The organism is Lewinellaceae bacterium (assembly GCA_020636105.1).
Lineage (GTDB): Bacteria > Bacteroidota > Bacteroidia > Chitinophagales > Saprospiraceae > BCD1.
Window position 1 is genome coordinate 877,539 of record JACJYL010000002.1, and the last position, 22,137, is coordinate 899,675.

At 44.5% G+C, this 22,137-nt stretch carries 12 protein-coding genes; 9 read left to right on the plus strand and 3 right to left on the minus strand.

The window, feature by feature from the left end; translation table 11 throughout:
* Nucleotides 1-61: 61 nt before the first annotated feature.
* Complete coding sequence (locus H6571_20655) at nt 62-1,054, plus strand: hypothetical protein (protein ID MCB9326163.1); 993 nt, start codon at nt 62-64, stop codon at nt 1,052-1,054.
* 452 nt (nt 1,055-1,506) lie between these two features.
* On the opposite strand, the gene H6571_20660 is transcribed toward H6571_20655, so the two are convergent.
* The gene (locus H6571_20660) at nt 1,507-2,121 is read right to left on the minus strand and encodes a hypothetical protein (GenBank protein ID MCB9326164.1); all 615 of its coding nucleotides are present in this window, start codon (nt 2,119-2,121) and stop codon (nt 1,507-1,509) included.
* A 226-nt stretch (nt 2,122-2,347) separates the two neighbouring features.
* On the opposite strand from H6571_20660, the gene H6571_20665 reads away from it, so the two are divergent.
* Nucleotides 2,348-6,550 carry a PKD domain-containing protein gene (locus H6571_20665; GenBank protein MCB9326165.1) on the plus strand — a complete coding sequence of 1,401 codons (4,203 nt, stop codon included), beginning with the start codon at nt 2,348-2,350 and terminating at the stop codon, nt 6,548-6,550.
* A 144-nt stretch (nt 6,551-6,694) separates the two neighbouring features.
* On the opposite strand, the gene H6571_20670 is transcribed toward H6571_20665, so the two are convergent.
* Nucleotides 6,695-6,904, minus strand: coding sequence for a helix-turn-helix transcriptional regulator (locus H6571_20670; GenBank protein ID MCB9326166.1), 210 nt, complete (start codon nt 6,902-6,904; stop codon nt 6,695-6,697).
* 288 nt (nt 6,905-7,192) lie between these two features.
* Between H6571_20670 and H6571_20675 the strand changes: the two genes are divergently transcribed.
* From H6571_20675 to H6571_20700, 6 genes are all read left to right on the plus strand, one after another.
* Entirely contained in the window at nt 7,193-10,348 is a 3,156-nt protein-coding gene (locus tag H6571_20675) for a gliding motility-associated C-terminal domain-containing protein (protein MCB9326167.1), read from the plus strand.
* A 17-nt stretch (nt 10,349-10,365) separates the two neighbouring features.
* Nucleotides 10,366-10,761 carry a DUF1573 domain-containing protein gene (locus H6571_20680; protein ID MCB9326168.1) on the plus strand — a complete coding sequence of 132 codons (396 nt, stop codon included), beginning with the start codon at nt 10,366-10,368 and terminating at the stop codon, nt 10,759-10,761.
* A gap of 700 nt (nt 10,762-11,461) precedes the next feature.
* A complete protein-coding gene (locus H6571_20685; GenBank protein ID MCB9326169.1) occupies nt 11,462-13,072 on the plus strand; it encodes a S26 family signal peptidase in 1,611 nt (536 codons plus the stop codon).
* A gap of 45 nt (nt 13,073-13,117) precedes the next feature.
* Entirely contained in the window at nt 13,118-13,642 is a 525-nt protein-coding gene (locus H6571_20690) for a hypothetical protein (GenBank protein ID MCB9326170.1), read from the plus strand.
* A gap of 153 nt (nt 13,643-13,795) precedes the next feature.
* Nucleotides 13,796-15,715 carry a T9SS type A sorting domain-containing protein gene (locus H6571_20695; GenBank protein ID MCB9326171.1) on the plus strand — a complete coding sequence of 640 codons (1,920 nt, stop codon included), beginning with the start codon at nt 13,796-13,798 and terminating at the stop codon, nt 15,713-15,715.
* Between the two features lie 87 nt (nt 15,716-15,802).
* Complete coding sequence (locus tag H6571_20700) at nt 15,803-16,402, plus strand: Uma2 family endonuclease (GenBank protein MCB9326172.1); 600 nt, start codon at nt 15,803-15,805, stop codon at nt 16,400-16,402.
* Nucleotides 16,403-16,455: 53 nt separating this feature from the next.
* Here the strand turns inward: H6571_20700 and H6571_20705 are convergent, their stop codons facing one another.
* The gene (locus H6571_20705) at nt 16,456-17,775 is read right to left on the minus strand and encodes a hypothetical protein (protein MCB9326173.1); all 1,320 of its coding nucleotides are present in this window, start codon (nt 17,773-17,775) and stop codon (nt 16,456-16,458) included.
* A 504-nt stretch (nt 17,776-18,279) separates the two neighbouring features.
* On the opposite strand from H6571_20705, the gene metH reads away from it, so the two are divergent.
* Nucleotides 18,280-21,957, plus strand: coding sequence for a methionine synthase (metH, locus tag H6571_20710; protein MCB9326174.1), 3,678 nt, complete (start codon nt 18,280-18,282; stop codon nt 21,955-21,957).
* The last annotated feature ends 180 nt before the right edge of the window (nt 21,958-22,137 follow it).

A 22,137-nucleotide genomic window follows, 5' to 3' on the forward strand; every position in this document is an offset into this window, starting at 1 on the left:
CGGAATATTCCATACCGTTAGTGAGAGCATCCTATATTTTGTAAAAATAAAAAAAACAATCATGACAAACAACACAGCAAGTGCGTCGAAAAAACAGCAGACTACTGCTATTGCAGCAGTAATCGCGGTCGTTCTTTTAGGTTTATGTACCTTTCTTTTGATAAGAAACTACAATCTTAAAAGTGAGAACCAACAACTTTCTTCCAACTATGATGAATCAGAACAGCTCAAGGCTGATCTGGAAAAACAGTATTACGAAGCGCTATCCGAACTGGAGGGCATGCGCGGCAGTAATGAAGAACTCAATGCATTGATCGAACAACAAAAAGTGGAGTTAACCTCCCAAAAGGACAAGATCGACGGATTGATCGCCAATAAAAGCCAACTCACTAAAGCCAAGCAAGAGTTGAGCCAATTGAGGGGCAAAGTCGATCAATACGTTGCTGAGATCAACCAGCTGAGGGGTGAGATCGAACAGCTCACAGGTGTGAACATTGAACTCAACGAAAAAAATCAAAACTTATCCACGACTCTTGAATCCGAAAGGATGACCACGGCTGACCTTAGCTCTCAGCGTGCTCTTTTGGTCAGTGAAAAAGAAGCGTTGGAAAAAAACAATTCTACCCTTTCGAAAAAAGTAAATATTGCTTCTGTTATTAAAGTCAATAACATTGAAGCAGAGGGGATCAAATTGAGAAGCAATGGAAAACCTGTTTCAAAAAGTTTCGCAAATAACGTTGAACAGCTGAGAGTATGCTTTGAAACTTCTAACAACTCAGTAGCGGATGAAGGCACCGAAGTTTACTACATCAGAATTCTTAATCCTAATGGAGAAACTATCGCCATCGAAAACTTAGGTTCAGGAGTATTTACCAATGGAGCCAGCGGCGAAGAGCTAAAATACACCATGGCCAAAGAATTTGAATACGACCATAAAGCGGGTAGTTTATGCGCTTCCTGGGCTCCTCAGCAGGCCTTTGCCAAAGGCACTTACGAAGTAGAGATTTACAACAAAGGATACCTGGCTGGAAGTACTTCCTTCAAACTGAAGTAGTATTCATAGGTTAACAAGGAGAAACAATGCATAATAAAATATAATTTTACCGGCTTAGCCCGGTTGAATGGATAAAAAACATGAGTCATCCCGAATTTCATCTAATCAGATTAAATTCGGGATTTTTCTTTTACAAAAGAAATAAACCGCAAAACCTGCCTTCCGTCGCGGCAGCAGGCAAGGTTTAAAACAAGTAACCGCAAAATTTAGAAGTGTTTGGGTCGTGGGTTAGGTGTTTTGCGACAAAAAATGACTTTTTTCCAAAACCCAAACCTTTTGCCCACTCACTTTTACACCTGCCTTCCTGCGTCTGCAGGCAGGTTTTAAATTCCTTGTTTTACACCTGCCTTCCTGCGTCTGCAGGCAGGTTTTACATTTAAAAAATAATTCAAATAATCAAAAAATTTCCAGTTCAGACAGTTTTTGAAAATTCGGGATGAACTCATGTTTTTTTAGAAGTTATAAGTAAAACCGATACGGATTACAAAGGGGCTTTCCAGGACATTACTGGGCAAGGTGGTATTATACAAAAGCAGGATCTCATAGCCAAATAAAGAACCTCCTGAACTACTGTATCCTAAACCGGCAAGGAAATTATTTCTTTGTCTTCGGACGGAAACGAGTTCATTTCCATTTACTACGGTAAACCCTTCCACTGCATTCTGAAACTGGTATTCGACTTGTGCAAAAATCACAGGAATGATCTTATACCGGGCAAAAACCCCTGCATCCCATGAAATCGGGTTAGCGGTCAAAACATCTCCTCCGTATTGAACTCTGTAATTGGTGTAAATAAAACTAACCCGCGGACCGGCAGAAAATTTGTCTGTAATCTTGTATCCAACCATTGGCGATATGCCTATCTGGAAAAAATTCTCAAAAGTACCTCCTGAATATCCCAGGGTGAAGCCTCCGCCATACCACAATTTGGTTTTAAGGCTTCCGCTTTCATCAAAATATTCATCCGTAGCTGATTTTTTCTTCTTCGACTTTTGTGCATAGGTGTCATTGGAAAATACAAACAAGAGCACCAATATCATCAGACCTAATTGAAATAATTTCTTCATTTATTTAATTTTTTGTACAAAGATAATTTTTGTGAAATTAACTATAGTCTAAACACTATAAATCATATAATAGCTGCTTTTATTTGCCGAATTAATAAAACCCTAACACTTTTTGGTAATTTATATTACCACCGCCCGATACTTTAAGGTAAAAAATCCAATTTTTCCTAAATTCGTGCTTTATAAATCCAATCTTGTTTAGTTTGGAGAAAATACTGCACAAAACATGATCAGATCGCTTTTTCCGATAATTTTCGTATTCACATTTCTTGCATTGGTTCCTCCTGCCCAATCCCAATCCTTTTTCGGGAAGGAAATGACGATAAAAGAGCAGGCTGATCTTTCCAAAATTTTAAAAAAACACCACATCTTCCAAATCGATGCGGCAGCCTTAGTTCATTTTGTAAGGCAATCCCCGGATCAGGCAGATATCCACCTGGAGTTGGGAGATGCCATCAACGGGGACTTCCGGTTATTTCCCAAAGATATCCGATCTGAGAATTATTTTCTGACTGAAGTTACTGCCGAAGGGCCTGTTTACCACCCTAAAGGTAAAAATAAGACATTTTCAGGATATGAATTAAATAACGGTGGGGGAGCTGTAAGCCTTACGTTGGATACGGCGTTCATTTACGGATTTTTTGAAACAGGAGGAGTCTCCTGGTTTATTGAACCCCTATGGCGATACATTCCCGAAAGTCAAAGAGATTTATTTCTCGTTTACCAATCATCTGATGTGCTTGAAACCGAAAACGGACATTGTGCCTTCAACGAAATGAATCTTTTCGTAGAAGAGGAACAGCCTTTAATCCCTTCCAAAAAATCAATAGAAAAGACAGCCGGGGGATGTTATGTAGTAGAAATCGCCATCGCTTCAGACTGGCTTCTTTCTGATTTCCTGGGCGGGGTGGATAATGTTGAAAATTTTGTCCTGGGCAACCTCAATAATGTACAAACCAATTTCGATGATGAGTTCAACGATGAAATACAATTTGAACTGGTTACCCAATTTGTCTCTACCTGCAGTTCCTGTGACCCCTGGAATCCGACTACGGATGTTTATACCTTGCTTGAAAGCTTCCGTTACTGGGGCAATTCCGGTGCTTTTGGGGTATCTTTTGACGTAGCTTCCTTGTGGAGCAACAGGAATTTTGACGGTTCGACCGTAGGCCTGGCCTGGCCGGGCACCCTTTGTGCCACCAATCGTTACAACATTTTACAACACTACACCTCAAATGCCGTCAACCTCCGGGTACTCCAGGCCCATGAGTTGGGGCATAATTTCAGCGCCCTCCACGATGAGCCCAATTCCCCGACCATTATGGCGCCCAGCGTTTCAACCTCCTACCAATGGTCTCCTGCCTCCCTGGAAGTCATTAACCCATACATTGAATACATTGCCAATGAATTCACTTGTTTAACCGATTGTCCTGCCCCCGCTCCGCCGGTAGCAGGTATTCTTGCGCCGGTGACCCATGTTTGCCCGGGTAGTGTAGTTCCTTTTATCAATAACTCCTCCAGTGGTATCAACACATGGTCCTGGCAGTTTGAAGGGAATACCCCCAGTGGTTCTACCGAAAAAAACCCGGTAATCCTCTTTGAATCTGAGGGGAGTTTCCCGGTGACCCTTGCCGTGACCAATGGCCAGAGTTTTGATGTGGTTACCCTGGATGAAAATATTCAGGTAGATGAAAATGGCACCAAATACCTTTTATATGAAACTTTCGAGACCCCGCCGGATCAATGGCAGGTTATCAATCCTGACAACAATCTACCCTGGTTATGGTACCAGACGGCAGGGCTTCCCTTTGGCCGGTACTCGATGATGATCGATAACTATAACAACAATACTTCCGGCCAAAAGGACGGCCTGGTCACTCCAGCTTTCAGCTTAGTCGGGGAAACGGGCGTGTTGCTGGAACTAGACTATGCCTACGCCCGCCGCAATGCAACGCACCTCGACACCTTGAGGATTCTCGCATCCATCGACGGGGGCAATAGTTTTCCCTTCCTCCTGTTTGAAGGAAACGAAAATTTTTCTACGGCACAGGATAATGCAAATTTCTTCACTCCTGCGGTGGCGGCAGACTGGTGCAACGCATCCGGTTGCCTGGCCGTCAGTCTGGATCAGTTCTCGGGAGAAAGCGATGTAAGGATAAAATTTGAAAATGAAAACGATACCGGCAACAACCTTTATATCGACAATGTGAGGGTTCGCAGCAGTTGTTCTTTTACGGCTCCTGCTGTTCCCGGATTTTCAACCCAGGTTGCCGAAGGCTGCGCCCCGTTTCATGTAAATTACCAGGATCAGTCCTCCGGAACGATAGAAAGCAGGATATGGCAATTCCAGGGCGGAATCCCTGGGTTTTCAACGGCAATCAATCCAAGTGTTTTATACATTACCCCCGGCATTTATAATGTAAGTTTGACGGTATTCAATGCCGCCGGCCAGGTTACCAAAACAGAGGAAGGCTACATTACGGTTAACCCGGCACCCGTTGCAGGGTTCTCTTTTGAAACGAATGGTCCGGATGTTTCCTTTAACAATGCTTCCCTCCATGGCAATACCTTTTCCTGGAATTTTGGAAACGGAGAAACCAGTCCTGCCCTTCATCCCGAAATTTCTTATGAAAGCCCTGGAAATTACCTCGTTTCCCTCATCACATCAAATGCTTGTGGAGCCGACACCGTAAGTCAGGAAGTGACTATTGTTTTCCCCCCGGAAGCCGCGTTTTATGCCTCCTCCCAACAAGACTGCGCTGAGTCTGCCATAACGTTTAACGGCCTGCCTGACGGGCAGAATCATTTTTACCAATGGTCTTTTCCTGGCGGATCGCCGGCGGTTTCCAACCTGAAGAATCCAATGGTCACCTATCTTCAAAGCGGGCAATATGATGTACAACTCATCGTATCCAATCCTGCGGGCACAGATACCCTTACCATAGAGAATTACATTACCATTGACGATATCCCGGCTACTGGTTTCTCCTTTTCGAACCTTTCGGGAAGTGGAGAAGTGACCTTTACCGATAATTCTTCCGGGGCAGAAAATTATACCTGGACCTTTGGAGATGGACAGACAAGTAGCGCTCAAAACCCCATACATACCTACGCATCGGAAGGCTTTTATTCGGTGATGCTAATCTCAGACAATCACTGTGGAGCCGATAGCACCACCCAGGAATTAAGCATTATTTTCGCACCCCAGGCAGCGTTTTCCGCTTCGGAAACTGAAGGATGTGCGCCGGCTGAGATTCAGTTTGCCAACCAGTCCGCCGGGTTGTTAAATGCCTATCAATGGATTTTCGAAGGGGGTGAGCCTCAGCAATCTACCGAGGCCCACCCTACTGTTACTTACGACCAGCCAGGAGCCTACAACGTTCAACTCATCGTTACCAATCCGGCAGGAACAGATACCCTGAATCTTGAGCAATACATTTCGATAAACACTGTGCCTCAAATCGATTTTGGATTTCAGCTCAGCGGTTTTACGGCTGACTTTGTCAACCAAAGCCAGAATGCAGAAACCTTACTGTGGCAATTTGGCGATGCGACAAGCAGTACAGCTTTGAATCCCGGACATACGTACCAGCAGGAGGGTAATTTTATCATCACCCTGACGGGAAGCAACCATTGTGGAGAGGCTTTTTCCCAGGATACTCTTGAGATCATCAGCATCCTGCCCGGGATTGATTTTTCGGTCGATCATGAAATAGGTTGTCCGCCCCTGACCATCCAGTTTACGAACCATTCTACCGAAGTAGATAGCCTTTACTGGAGTTTTGCCGGAGGCACGCCTGAAATTTCATATGAGCAGAACCCGGTAGTGGTTTATGAAGCCTCCGGAAGTTATGAAGTATCGCTGACTGGTTTCAACGTTTTTGGCAGCTCTACCCAAGTCCTTTCGGCCCCCATTACCGTGGATCCGCTTCCTTTAGCTGCTTTTGATTTTGAACTCAATGGTGCTGAAGTCCATTTTTTCAACCTTTCTGCTTATCACACTGAAAATACCTGGCACTTTGGAGATGACTCCTTATCCTACCAAGAAAACCCGGTTCATTTTTTTGAAAACAGCGGCCTGTATGAAGTGATGCTGGTGGTAGAAAATGAATGTGGCACCGATACGGTAAGCCATCAGGTAAATATTCTCCTGGACGGTATCAACACCCCTGCAGCATCAGCAGAATTTGTGATTTTCCCCAATCCGGCCTCGAGCTCAGTCATGGTAAAAATATTCCCGTCATCCAACCACTACCTTCCCTGCAATTTTTCATTATTTGACGCCCTGGGCAGAAAAATGCAAAATTTCACCCTGGTGACGCCTGTTACCGAATTATCCCTGGCGGAACTTTCGGAAGGTATATATTTTTATGAATTGTCGCGTGAAGGAGTATTTTGGGGTAAAGGGAAACTGGTATTACTGAGGTAAATCCCCCACTAACAGGACGGGGTGGTTTCAGATGGAGAGACCCTCTAAAAGTCGTCGTAGTCAAAAACCGGGACGAGGCTGTTTAAGGTTCAAACTCCTTTCGACCAAAATTCAGGGAAACCAACAACTGCTTTTGACTATTCATTATTTCCTGGTTTTATCGCTGAATAATTTTTCAACTTCCACCAAATCATTCCCGATTAAAAAAATACTTTCAAATTCACTGAGTCTCCCAAGAATATGTGCTAAAGTCAGTAATGATTCAAACGATATCTTTCCAGTTTGCTCAAATCGTTTGATACTTCCCAAAGAGACCCCTGACTTCTCAGCAAGCTGCAATTGGGACAATTTCAGCCCTTTTCTTAAAACTTAAAGTTTTTGAGCTGTTTCCAATTGAACATCCGACGGTAGCTTCGTTACACTGTATTTATTCATTTTAGCTAAAATATTAGCCAAATACACGTAAAAACATTAATAATGCTAAAATATTAGCCAACAAAATAAAACCCATTCGTTGGAAAATAAGATTCCATTGAAGATTGAAAAATGCCTTTTTAACACCGATACACAATGTCTCTTGCCCGAAGCCTAACTTTTTTCAATTATCTTCGTATAAACAAAACACATTATCAAAATTTCTTTATGAAAACCCCGCTTGCGTTATTCATTTTTGGGTGTTGCTTAATATTTTGCCCTTTCGAGGCATTCGGCAAAGGGTACCCGCTATTCCCATCAGGTATCCTGGATACACTTATTAATCCTCCCGTATTGGAAGCCGTTGTTTCAGGAGACCTTTGCCAGGAGGGAACCGCTACAGTTACCCTGACAGGAGCAGATGTTTACACCTGGGCGGACAATGGATCTACAGAAAATCCACGTGATTTCAACCTGCCCCCCGGAACCCATCAGATCGACGTTACCGGGACGGATACCCTAACACACTGTTCAACTACCTTGACGGTGAATCTAGTAATAACAGCAAAACCCACGCCCATCATCCTGCCAACAGACGGGTTGATCTGCCAGGGCAACTCAATAACCCTTACGGCCCTTGTTGACAATGGCAATACCTATCAATGGAGCACCGGTGCGGTAAATGCGCCAACCATTTCGGTTTCCCCGACAGTATCCACTTTTTATACGCTCGAGGAAACCAATAATGGGTGTACAGGGTTGTTCCAGGTACTGGTTTCTGTTCAAAACCCCTTGCCCGCCCCCGAAATAACTTGTGGCGAAAGCACACCGGAATCGGTAGAATTTTCCTGGGCCGAAATAACAAACGCCACGGGATACAATGTGATCGTTTTATCGGGACAAACCGGTGTAAAGGTTGATACGACCTTTACGGTTTCGAATTTGACTCCGGGAGAAGCCGTAACCATCGAAGTTACCTCTATGGGCACGTTATGCGGCGGACAATCCTCGTCTTTAACCTGTTACGCCCAGGATTGCCCCCTTATCGAAATGATGTTTACACAGGTGCCGGACATCTGTTTTGACAATAACCTCAATGCCATACCTCTTGAAGTCACTTTGTCTGATCCTTCCGTAAATGGCAACGGCTGGTGGACGGGCTCCGGTATAACCGATACATTAAACGGAATTTTTGATCCGGTAGTGGCCGGCATTGGCGCGCATGAAATAGTCTACCACTTCGAGGCATCCCAGTGTTTTTATAGTGACACCTTAACGGTCCACATTTTCGAAACGCCTGAATCGAATTTTATTTTATCCCGGGATACCATTTGCCTGACAGATTCCGTGATCGCTACCTTCACCGGATCGCTGACGGCCGGGAGTGTTTTCAACTGGAATTTTGGTACAGGATCCAGTAACCTTACTTCCGATGCCGGAGGTCCGCACCAAATTACCTTGAATACGACAGGGCTTCATTCGGTAAGTTTGCAGTTATCGGATGACCATTGTACTTCACCATTGACTACCCGGACGGTAGAAGTTTCCCCCCCGCTGGAATTACCTATTATCATTTGTGGCCCATCCACTACCCAATCCGTTTCTTTTACCTGGAATCCGGTGGCCAATGCCACGGGCTATCAAATTCTGGATCTGGACGGTCCGCCCGGAATATTGTCCGGAACCACTTATTCGGTTACCGGGTTAGCCCCTGAACAATCTTTAAGCATTGAAATAACAGCATTAAGTAATGGCATTTGCAGCAATACGGTCGCAACGGCGACCTGCCAGGTGGAAGCCTGCCCGGAGGTCACCGTTACCGTTATCGGGCCGGATACTATTTGCATGAATGACCTTGTAGGATTTGAGTTGGACATATCCGGGAGCAACGACGATTTTGAAATTAACTACACCCTGAATAACGGCACTCCCATAATGGCTGCAGGAAATACTATGCTTTCCCTCCCCCCCGTAACCTTAAATGAAACCACCACCTTAACCATTTCATCTTATACCAATATCAATGCCCCGGAATGCTCTTACTCAGGCAATGCCAGCTGGACAACTATCGTCAACGAGCCCCTATCCTCCGGTAGTGTTATAGATACCGCCATTATCTGCACGAATACTCCGACAACCGTTGTTTTGAAAGATCTTTTGACAGGTTTCTCCCCCGGAGGCAGTTGGTCAGAAACCTCTCTTTTTCCTTCCACAACTGGTGCCTTTGATCCTGCTACGGGGAATTTTAATACAGACGGACAATTATCAGGCACGTATAAGTTTACCTATCATATTGATGCCCCGGCACCCTGTCCGGATGAAACAACTGAAGTGACTATCATTCTGAACCCAGTACCGTCCGCGGATGCAGGAACAGACCAGGAAATCGCCTGTAACGAAGACCAGGTCACCCTTGACGGCTCCGGTTCCGATTCCGGAAATGGCATTTATTACCAATGGCTGCCTCCAGCGGGAGTAACCTTGTCTAACCCGATGACAGATATTATTGAAGTCGGACATCCTGGTTTTTATCGCCTGGAAGTGACCAATGAATTCGGCTGTTCTGCTACGGATGAGGTTTGGGTTTCTGAAAATGATAATATCCCTGAAGCGGCCTGGGAGGTTCAACCCATTTCCTGTTACCATGCTGGAGACGGAAGTATTGCAATACAAAACATAAACGGTGGAACCCCTCCTTATTCCTTTTCTTTCGAAGGCGGGATATTTTCTGATCAATTATCCTATTCAGAATTAGGTGCAGGCACGTATTCTTTAATTGTCAAGGATGCCAATGCCTGCTTCAGTGAATATAACATTGACCTGGAAGAACCTCAGGAATTAACGGTTGAAATAACTTCTTTCCCGGATCAAACCTCCACTATTGAGTATGGAGATACCATTCAACTAAAAGCCGTTTATCCCTCGGCGTTTCAAATAGATACCATTATTTGGAACACTGATATGCTTTGGGCAAATGATCAGACAGTGATAATGGTTGCCCCTTTGTTCACCACTCAATATGGCGTTCTTATCATTGATGAAAACGGATGTATTGCCGAAGATGAGTTCTTGCTTTTGGTCAGAAAAACACGCCCGGTTTACCTTCCGAATGCGTTTTCCCCGAACAATGACGGGGTCAATGATATTTTTTATATCCAGGGGGGAAGTGCTGTCACAGGAGTCCGATCCTTTTCTGTTTTTGACCGTTGGGGCAATAACGTTTTTAGCGCCCAAAACACAAAGCCCAATGACCCCGGATTCGGGTGGAACGGAAAGTATAAAGGCCAACCCCTGCCTCCGGCCGTTTATACCTATTATGCCGAAATTCAATTTAACGGAGAAGAAGTTATAATCTTCCAGGGGGATATCACGTTAATCAGGTAATTCAAAACCATTCAAATATGAAAAAAAGTCTTTCCCCCAAAAAATTCCGGCAATTTCTGATAACCCTAATGCTATTGCTTCCTGGTTTAACCTCTGTTGGACAGGTATCTGTAGAATGGCTAACGCCCATGTCCCATGATTTTGGGGATATAAAACAGGGCAAATCCGCATTTTATGAATTTAAGTTCCGTAATACGGGCAATGCCCCGATTACCCTTTCCAATGTAAGACCTTCCTGTGGCTGCACTGCGCCGGACTGGGAAGAAACCCCTATTTTGCCGGATTCTATTTCCAACATTGCCATTGAATTCGATGCCCGGGAAAGCGGATATTTCAAAAAAAGCATCAAAGTCTATTTCCAGGAACAGCGAAAAGGCTACAAACTCTATATTGAAGGAGTGGTGGAGGAATGAAGGTTAAGTCGATTTTTTTGAGGGCTTTCAGGCTTTGCGAAGCGAAATCCCGTACCGGAGGTCGGGGTTGTTCCAATTGTTCAAGTGGAGCGTAGCGACATCGCACCGTCAGGTCGGGAGGGTTCAAATGGTTTCAAGGCTGTTTCAGGTTGGTTCTGGTTTTAATGACTTCGAAACCTACCGGCATGCTTTGGCAGGCGGGTTCGATGTTGGATACCTTGCCTGCTGTCGCAGTAAGGCAGGTTCTGTTGTTCTGCGGTTGGGTTCTGCCTTTCGGACATTCAATCTTTTTGATTTCAGGAAGGAAAAAAGATTTAGGGTTAAAAGAGGCACAACATGCCGTAACCGCAGAATAATGAAATTAAGGCTTTATACCCCAATGTTCAATACAAATTTTGGTGATTTTAAGGACCAGCTTTCCTCTTGCACCAAATGGCCTTAGAAGGCTTGATATTCCCTGATAAAAGTTGACCAAAAGTGCTTTTCGTAGATAAAAAGGAGTGGCTGGTCTTCATTAACTTTTTTATAACAGTCAAAAGGCATTAAAATTAGTGGACTCCACGTATTTTCGGGGAACTGAACCAAACAGGACCTTTGGGGAAATTAAAAAAATGTTTCTCCCTCCACAAACCCAACCAATGATTTGGTATCGGTAAAAAAATTCAACTTTTAATTTATCTTTGCAGCGCAAAAAAAATCTATCATGACTTTTTTACTCATTTTATACATTGTTTTAAGCATCAGCCTTTACAAAATTTTTGAAAAAGCGGGTGTGGAAGGATGGAAAGCACTGATTCCCGGACTCAATTTCGTGGAATGGTGTAAACTCATTGGCCGGCCTTCATGGTGGGCATTATTGTTATTAATCCCGATCGTAAACATTTTCATATTGGCCGGAATGTGTGTCGATATGGTGCGTTCCTTTAAAAAATATAAACTTTGGCACAGTGCCCTGGCAGTGATCCTGCCCCCCTCTATTTTTTTCTGGTTGGGATTCGACAAAAAGGAAGCTTATGACGGCCCTACGCTGGACAAAGAAAAAGCTTATGCACAGGAAATTGCGGAAGCACAAAAATCAGAGAATTCAAGGTTGTTAAAAAAACTCATCGCCAACAGTCCCTATAAAAAATCAGCTCCCCGTGAATGGACAGAAGCGATCTTTTTTGCCGTATTTGCAGCAGCTTTCATCAGGATGTTTCTCATTGAGGCCTATGTGATTCCGACCCCTTCTATGGAAGGCTCATTACTCGTTGGGGACTTCTTGTTTGTCAGTAAGGTACACTATGGGGTAAGAATGCCTGAAACCGTTGCCATGATCCCGCTTTTGCACAACCGCATTCCGGGAATCAACCGGGAATCTTACTTAAAAAAACCACAACTGAATTACAAGAGGCTGCCCGCCCTGGAACCTATTGACAGAAATGATCCGGTAGTTTTTAATTTCCCGGAAGGTGACAGCGTGTATATTTTCCCGGAGCGCACCTGGAGTATAAATGATTACCGAAGAGGCGCCGTGGAAGATAGCGGATACAGACAACACCTTGCAGCGATCAAGAGTGGAAAAAAACCCCTTACCATCCGACCGATGGATAAAAAGGACCATTATGTGAAGCGGTGTATTGGAATTTCCGGTGACAGCCTTCAGATCATTGACCGGCAGGTTTACATTAACGGTAGTCCTGCGAAAAACCCTGAATTCATCCAGTTTTCTTACGAAGTGACTTCTTCCAACGGCAACCTTAATACACGGAACTTTTCGGACTGGGGCATTTCTTCCCAGGATGTGTACAAAACACCTTACCCCAACACCTGGCTCATGTTCCTTTCTGATGTTCAGAAAGAAAAGGTACAGGCGATGGACAGCGGCATCACCATCAGGCCCAGAGATTTTTCAAAAATAGACAATTCCTCTAAATTATTCCCACATGATCCGGTCCATTTCCCGGGGTGGAACATTGATAATTACGGCCCGGTTTATATTCCCAAAGCCGGTGCTACCGTTAAAATATCGCCGGAAAATATAGCGCTGTACAGCAGGGTCATTTCGGTATATGAAAAAAACGATCTGAAGATCAAAGACGGAAAGATATTTATCAACGGGGTAGAAACAGATGAATACACTTTTAAAATGAATTATTACTGGATGATGGGAGATAATCGCCACAATTCAGAAGATTCACGTTTCTGGGGATTCGTACCGGAAGACCATATAGTCGGCAAACCGTTATTCATCTGGTTTTCCACCAAAGAAGGAAGCATTCGTAACGGCATCAACTGGGATCGGATTTTTACTTCTGCCGATAAACAATAGTTGAATAGTATAAATAATAATTCTGACAATAAAAACCTAAAAATAATGCGTAAACTATTAATCTTGTTTGTGTTTGCTGCGATTACCTTATCCTCCTGCAAACAAGCCACAAATCAAAACCCAGCCGGGCTTACCATCGAGGAAATGACTGACATTCTGACCTCACAAAAATGGAGATATGACGTTGACCAGGTTCAAAAAGGACTTGACGAAGTAAAGTCAAAAATTCCTCCCGGACAATATGAAATCGTTTCCAAAGCCATTCAAAGAGTTCAGTTTGGTACTTTTGAATTTACCAAAGACAATACAATCTGGCTGGATCTGGCCAATGGAAGTTCGCCCTCACAAGGCACCTGGGTTTTTTCTCCTGAAGGAGATTACCTGGTCATTACTTTTTCTACCACAAAGGCAGTTCCTCACCCTATTGAAAAATTCAGCAAGGATGAGATTTACCTGGGAGCAAATTTAGAGGCAGGAGCCATTTATCCTAAGGTTTTCATTCCTTTGTCGGAAGGTTCCGGAATAATCACCAGGGATACTGTTGATACAACAAATACCTCAGAACAGTAATTTTAAATTCCGTCAATACTCTATTTATTTTAGTGCTTAAAAACCTGTAATACGTAAAGCATTACAGGTTTTTTTATGCCAAATTTTAATACATGAAAACATCTTCATGTATTTTGTATATTTTTGTAGAAAAAACAAATAAAAATCAATTTTATGCAAAATAAATTATTCTTCTCCCTAAGCTTTTTGCTCCCTTTTACTTTCCTGTTTTACGGGTATGTCAGCGAAGATACCATAGTAAAAGAAATCAATTACCATCCGGAAAATTTCCTGAGCACGGAATTGCCAAACGGGTTCAATGATCTTTTTGCCGGGTCTGGAGAATGTGCCTTTTGCCACCAGGATATAACCTCCAATACCGGCGAAAATGTAAGCATAGCAGACGACTGGCGTTCGACGATGATGGCGAATTCCGCAAAAGATCCCTTCTGGAGGGCAAAAGTCAGCCATGAAATCCTGGCTGTTCCCCAAAACCAGGAAATCATCGAAAGTACTTGTACCAAATGCCACGCTCCTGCCGGCAATAAAAATGCCCATTTCCTGGGGCAAATGGGATATACGCTGCAAGAAATGGAAAATGACCCCATTGCGCTCGACGGGGTTACCTGTACCGTCTGTCACCAGATTCCCCAGGAGTCCATGGGCAATTTCTCCGGCAATTTCCTCACCGGGGAAGACCGGCTAATGTGGGGACCCTACAGTTTTGAATTATTTGCCATGCCCATGGTAGAACACACAAACTATACCCCAACTTATGGCAGCCAGATCCACAATGCGAAATTATGCGCCTCCTGCCATACCCTCATTACCAACACCGTGGATCTTGAGGGCAATTTTACCGGAGGTACTTTCGTAGAACAGGCCATCTTCCACGAATGGCAAAACTCCTCCTATCCATCAATGGGGGTATCCTGCCAGACTTGCCACATTCCTCAAACAGACGACGGGGTGGTTATTTCCAGCCGTCCGCCATGGCTGGACACGGAGCGTTCCCCTTTTGGCAAACACGAACTGGCGGGAGCGAACGTTTTTATGCTCAACCTCCTCAAAAATAATGCTGAAGCTATCGGAGTCACGGCTACCGGGGCGCAATTTGATAATACCATCACCCGAACCCTGGCCATGCTGCAGCAAAAAACACTGGATGCCCAGCTGACCCAAACGGAAAGAACAGCAGATACGCTCTTCCTTGAACTGAGCCTGATGAATAAAGCGGGGCACAAATTTCCGTCGGGTTATCCCAGTCGCAGGGCTTTTGTCAGTCTCATGGTGATCAATGAAGCAAACGATACCCTTTTTCATAGTGGCCAAATGGATGATGCATTCCAGTTGCTGCATGAAAATGAAACTTACGAGCCCCACTATAATATGATCAACAACGAAGAACAGGTACAGATCTATGAAATGGTTATGGGCGATGTGGCCGGTAATGTGACTACTGTTTTGGAAAGAGCAAACACCCAAATTAAAGATAACCGCCTTCCCCCTGTTGGATTTAACACTACCCATTTTGGTTATGACACCGTACAGATTAAGGGCCATGCATTTGCAGATCCCGACTTTAATAAAAACGGCACGGAGCAAGGCACCGGGAAAGATAAGGTCCATTTCCACATTCCCTTGAATGGCGAATCGGGTGACCTCGCAGTGGTGGCCAGGGTATATTACCAGACCGTTTCTTCCAAATGGCTCAACGAAATGTTCAGCCATTCTTCCGACGAAATTGATACTTTCAAATCCTTTTATGAAGACGCCGATAAAACGCCGACAGTAGTAAGTGAAACGGCCATTGTCAGTTCACTCACTTCTGCAGATGACCCGGGATTGAGAAATTCCATCAATATTTTTCCCAATCCGGCTCAGGATTCTTTTGTTGTGGAAAGTACCCAATTCGATATTACCAACATAGAATTGTTCACACTCAATGGAAAATCAGTACCCTTTGAAATGACCCAAAATACAATTTCCAACAACTTTTTGATCAAGGTAACAGAAGCTAAGGGGCTATTCTTATTGAAGGTGCATTTGGATAAAAACAAATCCGTGATTTATAAAGTGGCGTTAGTGGAATAGCATTTTTATAAAAAGGCAGGATGGAGAGAAATCAAAATTTGGTGTATAGATCAGAATGAAGTATTTTTGTAAAAAGTGCTACGCATGATTATTACCAGTATCGATCAACTCAATCCTCAAAAAAAGTATTCGTATGCCGATTACTTAAAATGGCAATTTGATGAATTGGTCGAGCTCATTAATGGAAAATTATTCCGGATGAGCCCGGCTCCATCCAGGTTACATCAGAAGATTTCCTTTGCAATAAGCGGAAATTTCTACAATTTTTTTCAAGGAAAAAGTTGCGATGTTTACCATGCTCCTTTTGATGTGAGACTGCCTGACCCGAAAAAGTCTAGCGGTGACGAGAAGGTTTTTTCTGTGGTTCAACCCGATATTTGCATCATTTGCGATAAGGAAAAACTCGACGACAGAGGTTGTATCGGTGCTCCTGATCTCATCGTGGAAATTTTATCTCCGGCCACAAGAAAAAAGGACCTCAATGAAAAATTCGACCTCTACGAACAATCCGGTGTATTGGAATACTGGATCGTTCAACCGAATGATCAGACGATTACTGTTTTTGATCTGACGAACGATAAATACCTGCTCAGAAAAATTTACGGTGCGGAGGAAATGATCTCCGGAGGTGTTTTTCCTGAATTGGTGATTGATTTGACCAAGGTTTTTGAAATTCCTGAGCTATAAATAAATCTCACCTTTAAAAAAGGCCCGGTTGAAAGGTTCAACCGGGCCTTTTTTTATTCACACCCCATTACTTCTTTAGAAAGCGGGTCGTTGTTCGGGAAACAGTTCCCTGAAAGCACCGATTGGGGCACATATCTGTTAAGGTCCGGGTCGTGCAAACCATCGGACAGGAACGCCACCAATTGCTGTATTTCAACAGTGGACAGATTGAGCGGCTTAAAAAACGGAGAAATATTTTTATTCACCCTTTCGTTTTCAGGAACCGCATCATTAAAATATTCCACTACTCCCCACAAGGTGTGTTTGCTGCTACCATGGAAATAGTACGGAGAATCTTTCATGTTGTAAATAGAAGGCACCTTGAATTTGAAAAGGTCATTTTCATTCTGGGTAAATCCTCCTCTTCCGAAATTTCGCAGGTCATCCACACTGGTATTATACCCGTTGGAATCATACATATCTTTCACTCCCACAGCATGATATTCATTCGAGCTCAAAGAAGCACCTTTATGGCAACGGAAGCACCCTGCCTTACCATAGAACAACAGAGCGCCTTCTTTTTGCATATCGTTCATAGCGTCTCTCTCGCCCTTGAGCCATTGCTGGTAAGGAGCCCGGTTACTCAACAACGTACGGAGGTAGGCCGCCAAAGCGAAGGCTGTTGTTTTGGCAGAATAACGTTCTTCCACCGGATAATCTGGAAAAGCGGCATCGTACATGGCGCGATACCCCAATTCATCGAGTACATATTCATCGACTTTCATACGATGAAGTATCTGCCCTTCTATGAGCTGGGCTTCAATGCCGTCCAGTCCGGTATGATTGATTTTTGTATCGTCATAAATATCCCATACGGCTTCGGTTCCTGCATTGGTGAAATTTGCCCCGAACTTGCCCGTCCAGGTGGTATTGGTGACATAACTGACATTCAGCAGACTCAGTGCACGACCAGCCTGCGTATCCAGTTCAGATTCATCATAATCCTCATTGATACCGCGGTCATTCCCCATTCCCCATCCGCCATCTGCAATTCCCTGTTTTCTGCCCGGCATAAATCCGGTGGAGGGCATGTGGCAGGAAGAACAGGAATATGTGTAACGGGAAGATTCGTGTTTAGCATCCCCGGCAAGAGCCGTTTCATAAAAAAACATTTTTCCAAGAGCCACTTTTTCAGCGGTAAGAGGATTATCCGCCCCTGCTCTTATTGCGGCAAAATCATCACTTTCGGGAAGTACGAAATAATCGGCATCGCCCGTAGGAGACAGGCGTCTTAAAGCGTCATTCAATTCAATATCAAGCGGATCAGTCAGGCGGTCTTTAGAGCATCCAAAGGCAACGAACCCTATTATTGCCCAAAGTAAAATTCTTTTCATGGTTGTCAATTAGTAATAGTTCAGAGATTATGACTTAAAAATGAATAATGGTAACGATTTATGTTTACGGAAATAAACAAATTTTGTTTCGGGTAAATGCCACCTTATTAATCGATTTTTGTTTTATTGTCTGGAATGATTACCTGGTTCTCTTCGTTGGATCCGGGTAACGATTGTATGCAGTTTTTGAAGATAGCCTCTCAAAACAAACGAGAACCGCTTGTCGGATGCAAAAATAACCTTTTTATGATGTAATCCAAAATAATCTTCAGCCTCATTTCCCGATAAGGCATTAAATTTTTAATAAGGTTATAAACCGGAAGAAAAGTTTTTTTTCACCATAATTTAAAACCAATCTTCCCTGTATTTGGTTACCTAATCATTAATTTTGCACGGTGAAAAATTATCACCACAAAAACACATCATCCGGTTTCAAAATCGTTTACAATTCAACAGCTTCATCTTTCGGATCGAGAGGCTTTAAAAATCACTACCAAATTCAGTATGACTAATAATATCGACGATATACTCAAGGAAAGAATACTTGTTCTTGACGGGGCGATGGGTACTATGATCCAGCAATACAAACTGTCCGAAGAAGACTTTCGCGGCGATAGGTTTGCGGATGCCCCAAAAGACCTTCGGGGCAATAATGATATTTTATCCATCACCCAACCTCAAATCATTGAGGCCATTCACAGGGCTTACCTCGAAGCAGGTTCAGATATCATCGAGACCAATACTTTCGGAGCCACCCGCATTGCCCAGGCTGATTATCAAATGCAGGCGGCAGCTTACGATATCAATTACGCCTCGGCCAAAATCGCCAAAAAAGCAGCCGAAGCCTATACAGCCCTCACCCCCGATAAACCAAGATTCGTTGCCGGGGCAATGGGCCCGACCAATGTAACAGCCTCTCTTTCTCCTGATGTAAATGATCCCGGATACCGGGTGGTAGGCTTCGACCAACTGAAGGAAGCCTATTACGAACAAGCACGAGGCCTGGTGGATGGAGGCGCAGACCTTTTATTGGTGGAAACTATTTTTGATACCCTCAATGCCAAAGCGGCCTTGTTTGCCATCGACCAGCTTTTTGAGGATAGGGGGATTAAACTTCCTATCATGGTCTCGGGTACCATTACCGATGCCAGCGGCCGGACCTTATCCGGACAAACCGTGGAGGCTTTCTGGGCTTCCATTTCCCATATTGAGTTATTGAGTGTAGGGCTGAATTGTGCCCTGGGGGCGAAAGAAATGCGACCGTACATCGCCACCTTATCTAAAATCGCCAATTGTTATTTGAGCGCCTACCCCAACGCGGGCCTGCCCAACGAATTTGGTGAATACGATCAAACCCCGGAAATCATGGAAGGTTACATCCGCGATTTTGCCGGAAGCGGTTTTGTGAATATCATTGGCGGATGCTGCGGCACTACCCCTGATCATATTCGCGCCATGGCAGAAGGCGTGAAGGGTTTATCCCCCCGAGAGATCCCGGAAATCCCTCAATACACTACCCTTAGCGGGCTGGAACCCCTCGTCTTTCGTCCCGACACCAATTTTGTTAACATTGGAGAACGTACCAATGTGACCGGTTCCAAGAAATTTGCACGGCTCATTCTTTCGGATAATTATGCAGAGGCATTAAGTGTGGCCCAGCAGCAGGTGGAAGGCGGTGCCCAAATTATCGATGTCAACATGGACGAAGCCATGCTGGACTCCGAAGAGGCCATGAAAAACTTTCTCAACCTGGTGATGTCAGAACCTGAAATTGCCAAATTGCCGATCATGATCGATTCCTCCAAATGGAGCGTCATCGAAGCGGGTTTGAAATGCGTACAGGGCAAATGTATCGTCAACTCCATTTCCATGAAAGAAGGGGAAGCCGAGTTCATCCGTCAGGCCAAACTGGTAAGGCGTTATGGGGCTGCGGCGATCGTCATGGCTTTTGACGAACAAGGACAAGCCGATACCATCGAAAGAAAGGTGGACATTTGCGTGCGTGCCTATAAAATACTGACCCAACAAATAGGCTTCAAACCCCAGGACATTATTTTCGATCCCAATATTTTTGCCATCGCCACAGGAATTGAAGAACATAACGAATACGCCATCAACTTCATAGAAGCCACCCGGCAAATCAAAAAACTGTGTCCGGGGGCCAAGGTGAGCGGTGGGGTCAGTAACATCAGCTTCAGCTTCCGCGGAAACGACCCCATTCGGGAAGCCATGCACTCCGCCTTCCTCTACCACGCCATACAGGCCGGAATGGACATGGGCATCGTCAACGCAGGCATGATGGAAATTTATGCCAATATCCCGCAGGAGCTGCTCACCGGGGTGGAAGATGTACTTTTCAACAGAAGGCCCGATGCTACCGAAAATTTGGTCAAACTGGCCGAAGCGACCAAAGGAGCTGGTGGTAAACAATTGCAAAAAGATCTCTCCTGGCGGGAAGGCAGTGTAGCGGAACGACTTTCCCATGCACTGGTCAAAGGCATCACCGATTTTATTGAGGAAGATACTGAAGAAGCCCGCCAGCAATTTGAAGAACCTTTGAGTGTGATCGAAGGGCCGCTGATGGACGGGATGAATATCGTGGGAGACCTTTTTGGTTCAGGAAAAATGTTTTTACCCCAGGTGGTGAAAAGCGCCCGGGTGATGAAACGATCGGTAGCCTACCTGACGCCGTATATTGAAGCTTCCAAAAAATCTTCGGGAGCACGGACACGGGGCAAAGTTCTCATGGCCACCGTCAAAGGGGATGTTCATGATATCGGCAAAAATATCGTTGGCGTCGTTTTGGGTTGCAACAATTACGAGATCATCGACATGGGTGTCATGGTGCCCACAGACAAGATCATCAAAAAAGCCATTGAGGAAAACGTGGATATCATAGGTTTGAGTGGCCTGATCACGCCATCCCTGGAAGAAATGGTGAATGTCGCTTCAGAAATGGAACGTCAGAAACTGACCATTCCCCTCGTCATAGGAGGAGCCACTACCTCTAAAACACATACAGCGGTAAAAATTGCCCCCAATTATTCGGGGCCGGCCATTTATGTATTGGATGCTTCCCGGAGTGTGGGGGTTTTGAATTCCTTATTGAGCAATGATGACAATAAAACAGCCTTTGTGGCCTCCATTGATGAAGAATATCAACGAATCCGCAACAACCATACCAACCGGAAAGCCAATAAAGTTTACCTGCCGCTTGCAAAGGCCAGGGCCAATGGCGTGACAATCGACTGGGGAAATTACACCCCGCCAGTGCCTTCCCAACCGGGCATCCATGTTTTTGAGGATTATTCCATTGAAGAACTCGTACAATACATTGACTGGACTCCTTTTTTCACTACCTGGCAACTGGCCGGAAAATTCCCGGCAATACTCCAGGACAATATCGTCGGCGTGGAAGCACAAAAGCTGTATAACGATGCCAGGAGTATGCTAAGAAGGATCATCGACGAAAAATGGCTTAAGGCCAAAGCGGTATTCGGCTTGTTCCCGGCCAATCAGAATGAACCCGATAGTATCGACATTTACAGTGATGAAAGCCGGACCAGTAAACTGCTTACCGCACAACATTTGCGCCAGCAATTGAAAAAGGCACCCGGCCTGCCCAATTTCTGCCTGAGTGATTTTATCGCGCCCGCTTCTTCCGGCAAACAGGACTATATCGGCGCCTTTGCCGTCACGGCTGGTATTGGGATCGAAAAACATATCAAACGCTTCGAGGAAGATCACGATGACTATCACGCCATCCTGCTGAAAGCCCTGGCCGACCGATTGGCCGAATCATTAGCCGAAAGGCTACATGAACGCATCAGGAAAGAATATTGGGGGTATGCGGCAAATGAATCCCTGGATAATGATGCGTTGATCAAAGAAAAATACCAGGGTATTCGTCCGGCTCCCGGATATCCTGCCTGCCCGGAACATACCGAAAAAGAACTCCTCTGGCAATTACTGGACGTTGAAAACCGGACCGGTATTAAGCTCACGGAAAGTTTTGCCATGTATCCTGCGGCTTCGGTAAGCGGTTGGTATTTCTCCCACCCTGAATCCAAATATTTTGGGCTGGGGAAAATCGGTAAAGACCAGGTAGCGGATTATGCTGCCCGGAAAGGTATGACTTTGGAAGAGGCCGAACGCTGGATGGCGCCGGTGTTGAATTATTGATGTTTTGTTTTTTAACCGCAAGGCACGCAAGGAAGGTACAATGCACGCAAAGCCCCCATTGCGTGCATTGCGTTTAAATAAAAATAATACTGGCTAATGAAAAAGTGATGATTATTTTCCATCAATGGAATTGTTAATCTCAATCTGGTGTTATGATTTTCATTATAGAAATTTATTTTG

Bases quoted from the DNA above. Each gene is read 5' to 3' on its own strand.
- H6571_20655 (MCB9326163.1), top strand. From the start codon at position 62: ATGACAAACAACACAGCAAGTGCGTCGAAAAAACAGCAGACTACTGCT.
- H6571_20680 (MCB9326168.1), top strand. From the start codon at position 10,366: ATGAAAAAAAGTCTTTCCCCCAAAAAATTCCGGCAATTTCTGATAACC.
- H6571_20665 (MCB9326165.1), top strand. From the start codon at position 2,348: ATGATCAGATCGCTTTTTCCGATAATTTTCGTATTCACATTTCTTGCA.
- H6571_20675 (MCB9326167.1), top strand. From the start codon at position 7,193: ATGAAAACCCCGCTTGCGTTATTCATTTTTGGGTGTTGCTTAATATTT.
- metH (MCB9326174.1), top strand. From the start codon at position 18,280: ATGACTAATAATATCGACGATATACTCAAGGAAAGAATACTTGTTCTT.
- H6571_20660 (MCB9326164.1), bottom strand. From the start codon at position 2,121: ATGAAGAAATTATTTCAATTAGGTCTGATGATATTGGTGCTCTTGTTT.
- H6571_20705 (MCB9326173.1), bottom strand. From the start codon at position 17,775: ATGAAAAGAATTTTACTTTGGGCAATAATAGGGTTCGTTGCCTTTGGA.
- H6571_20695 (MCB9326171.1), top strand. From the start codon at position 13,796: ATGCAAAATAAATTATTCTTCTCCCTAAGCTTTTTGCTCCCTTTTACT.
- H6571_20690 (MCB9326170.1), top strand. From the start codon at position 13,118: ATGCGTAAACTATTAATCTTGTTTGTGTTTGCTGCGATTACCTTATCC.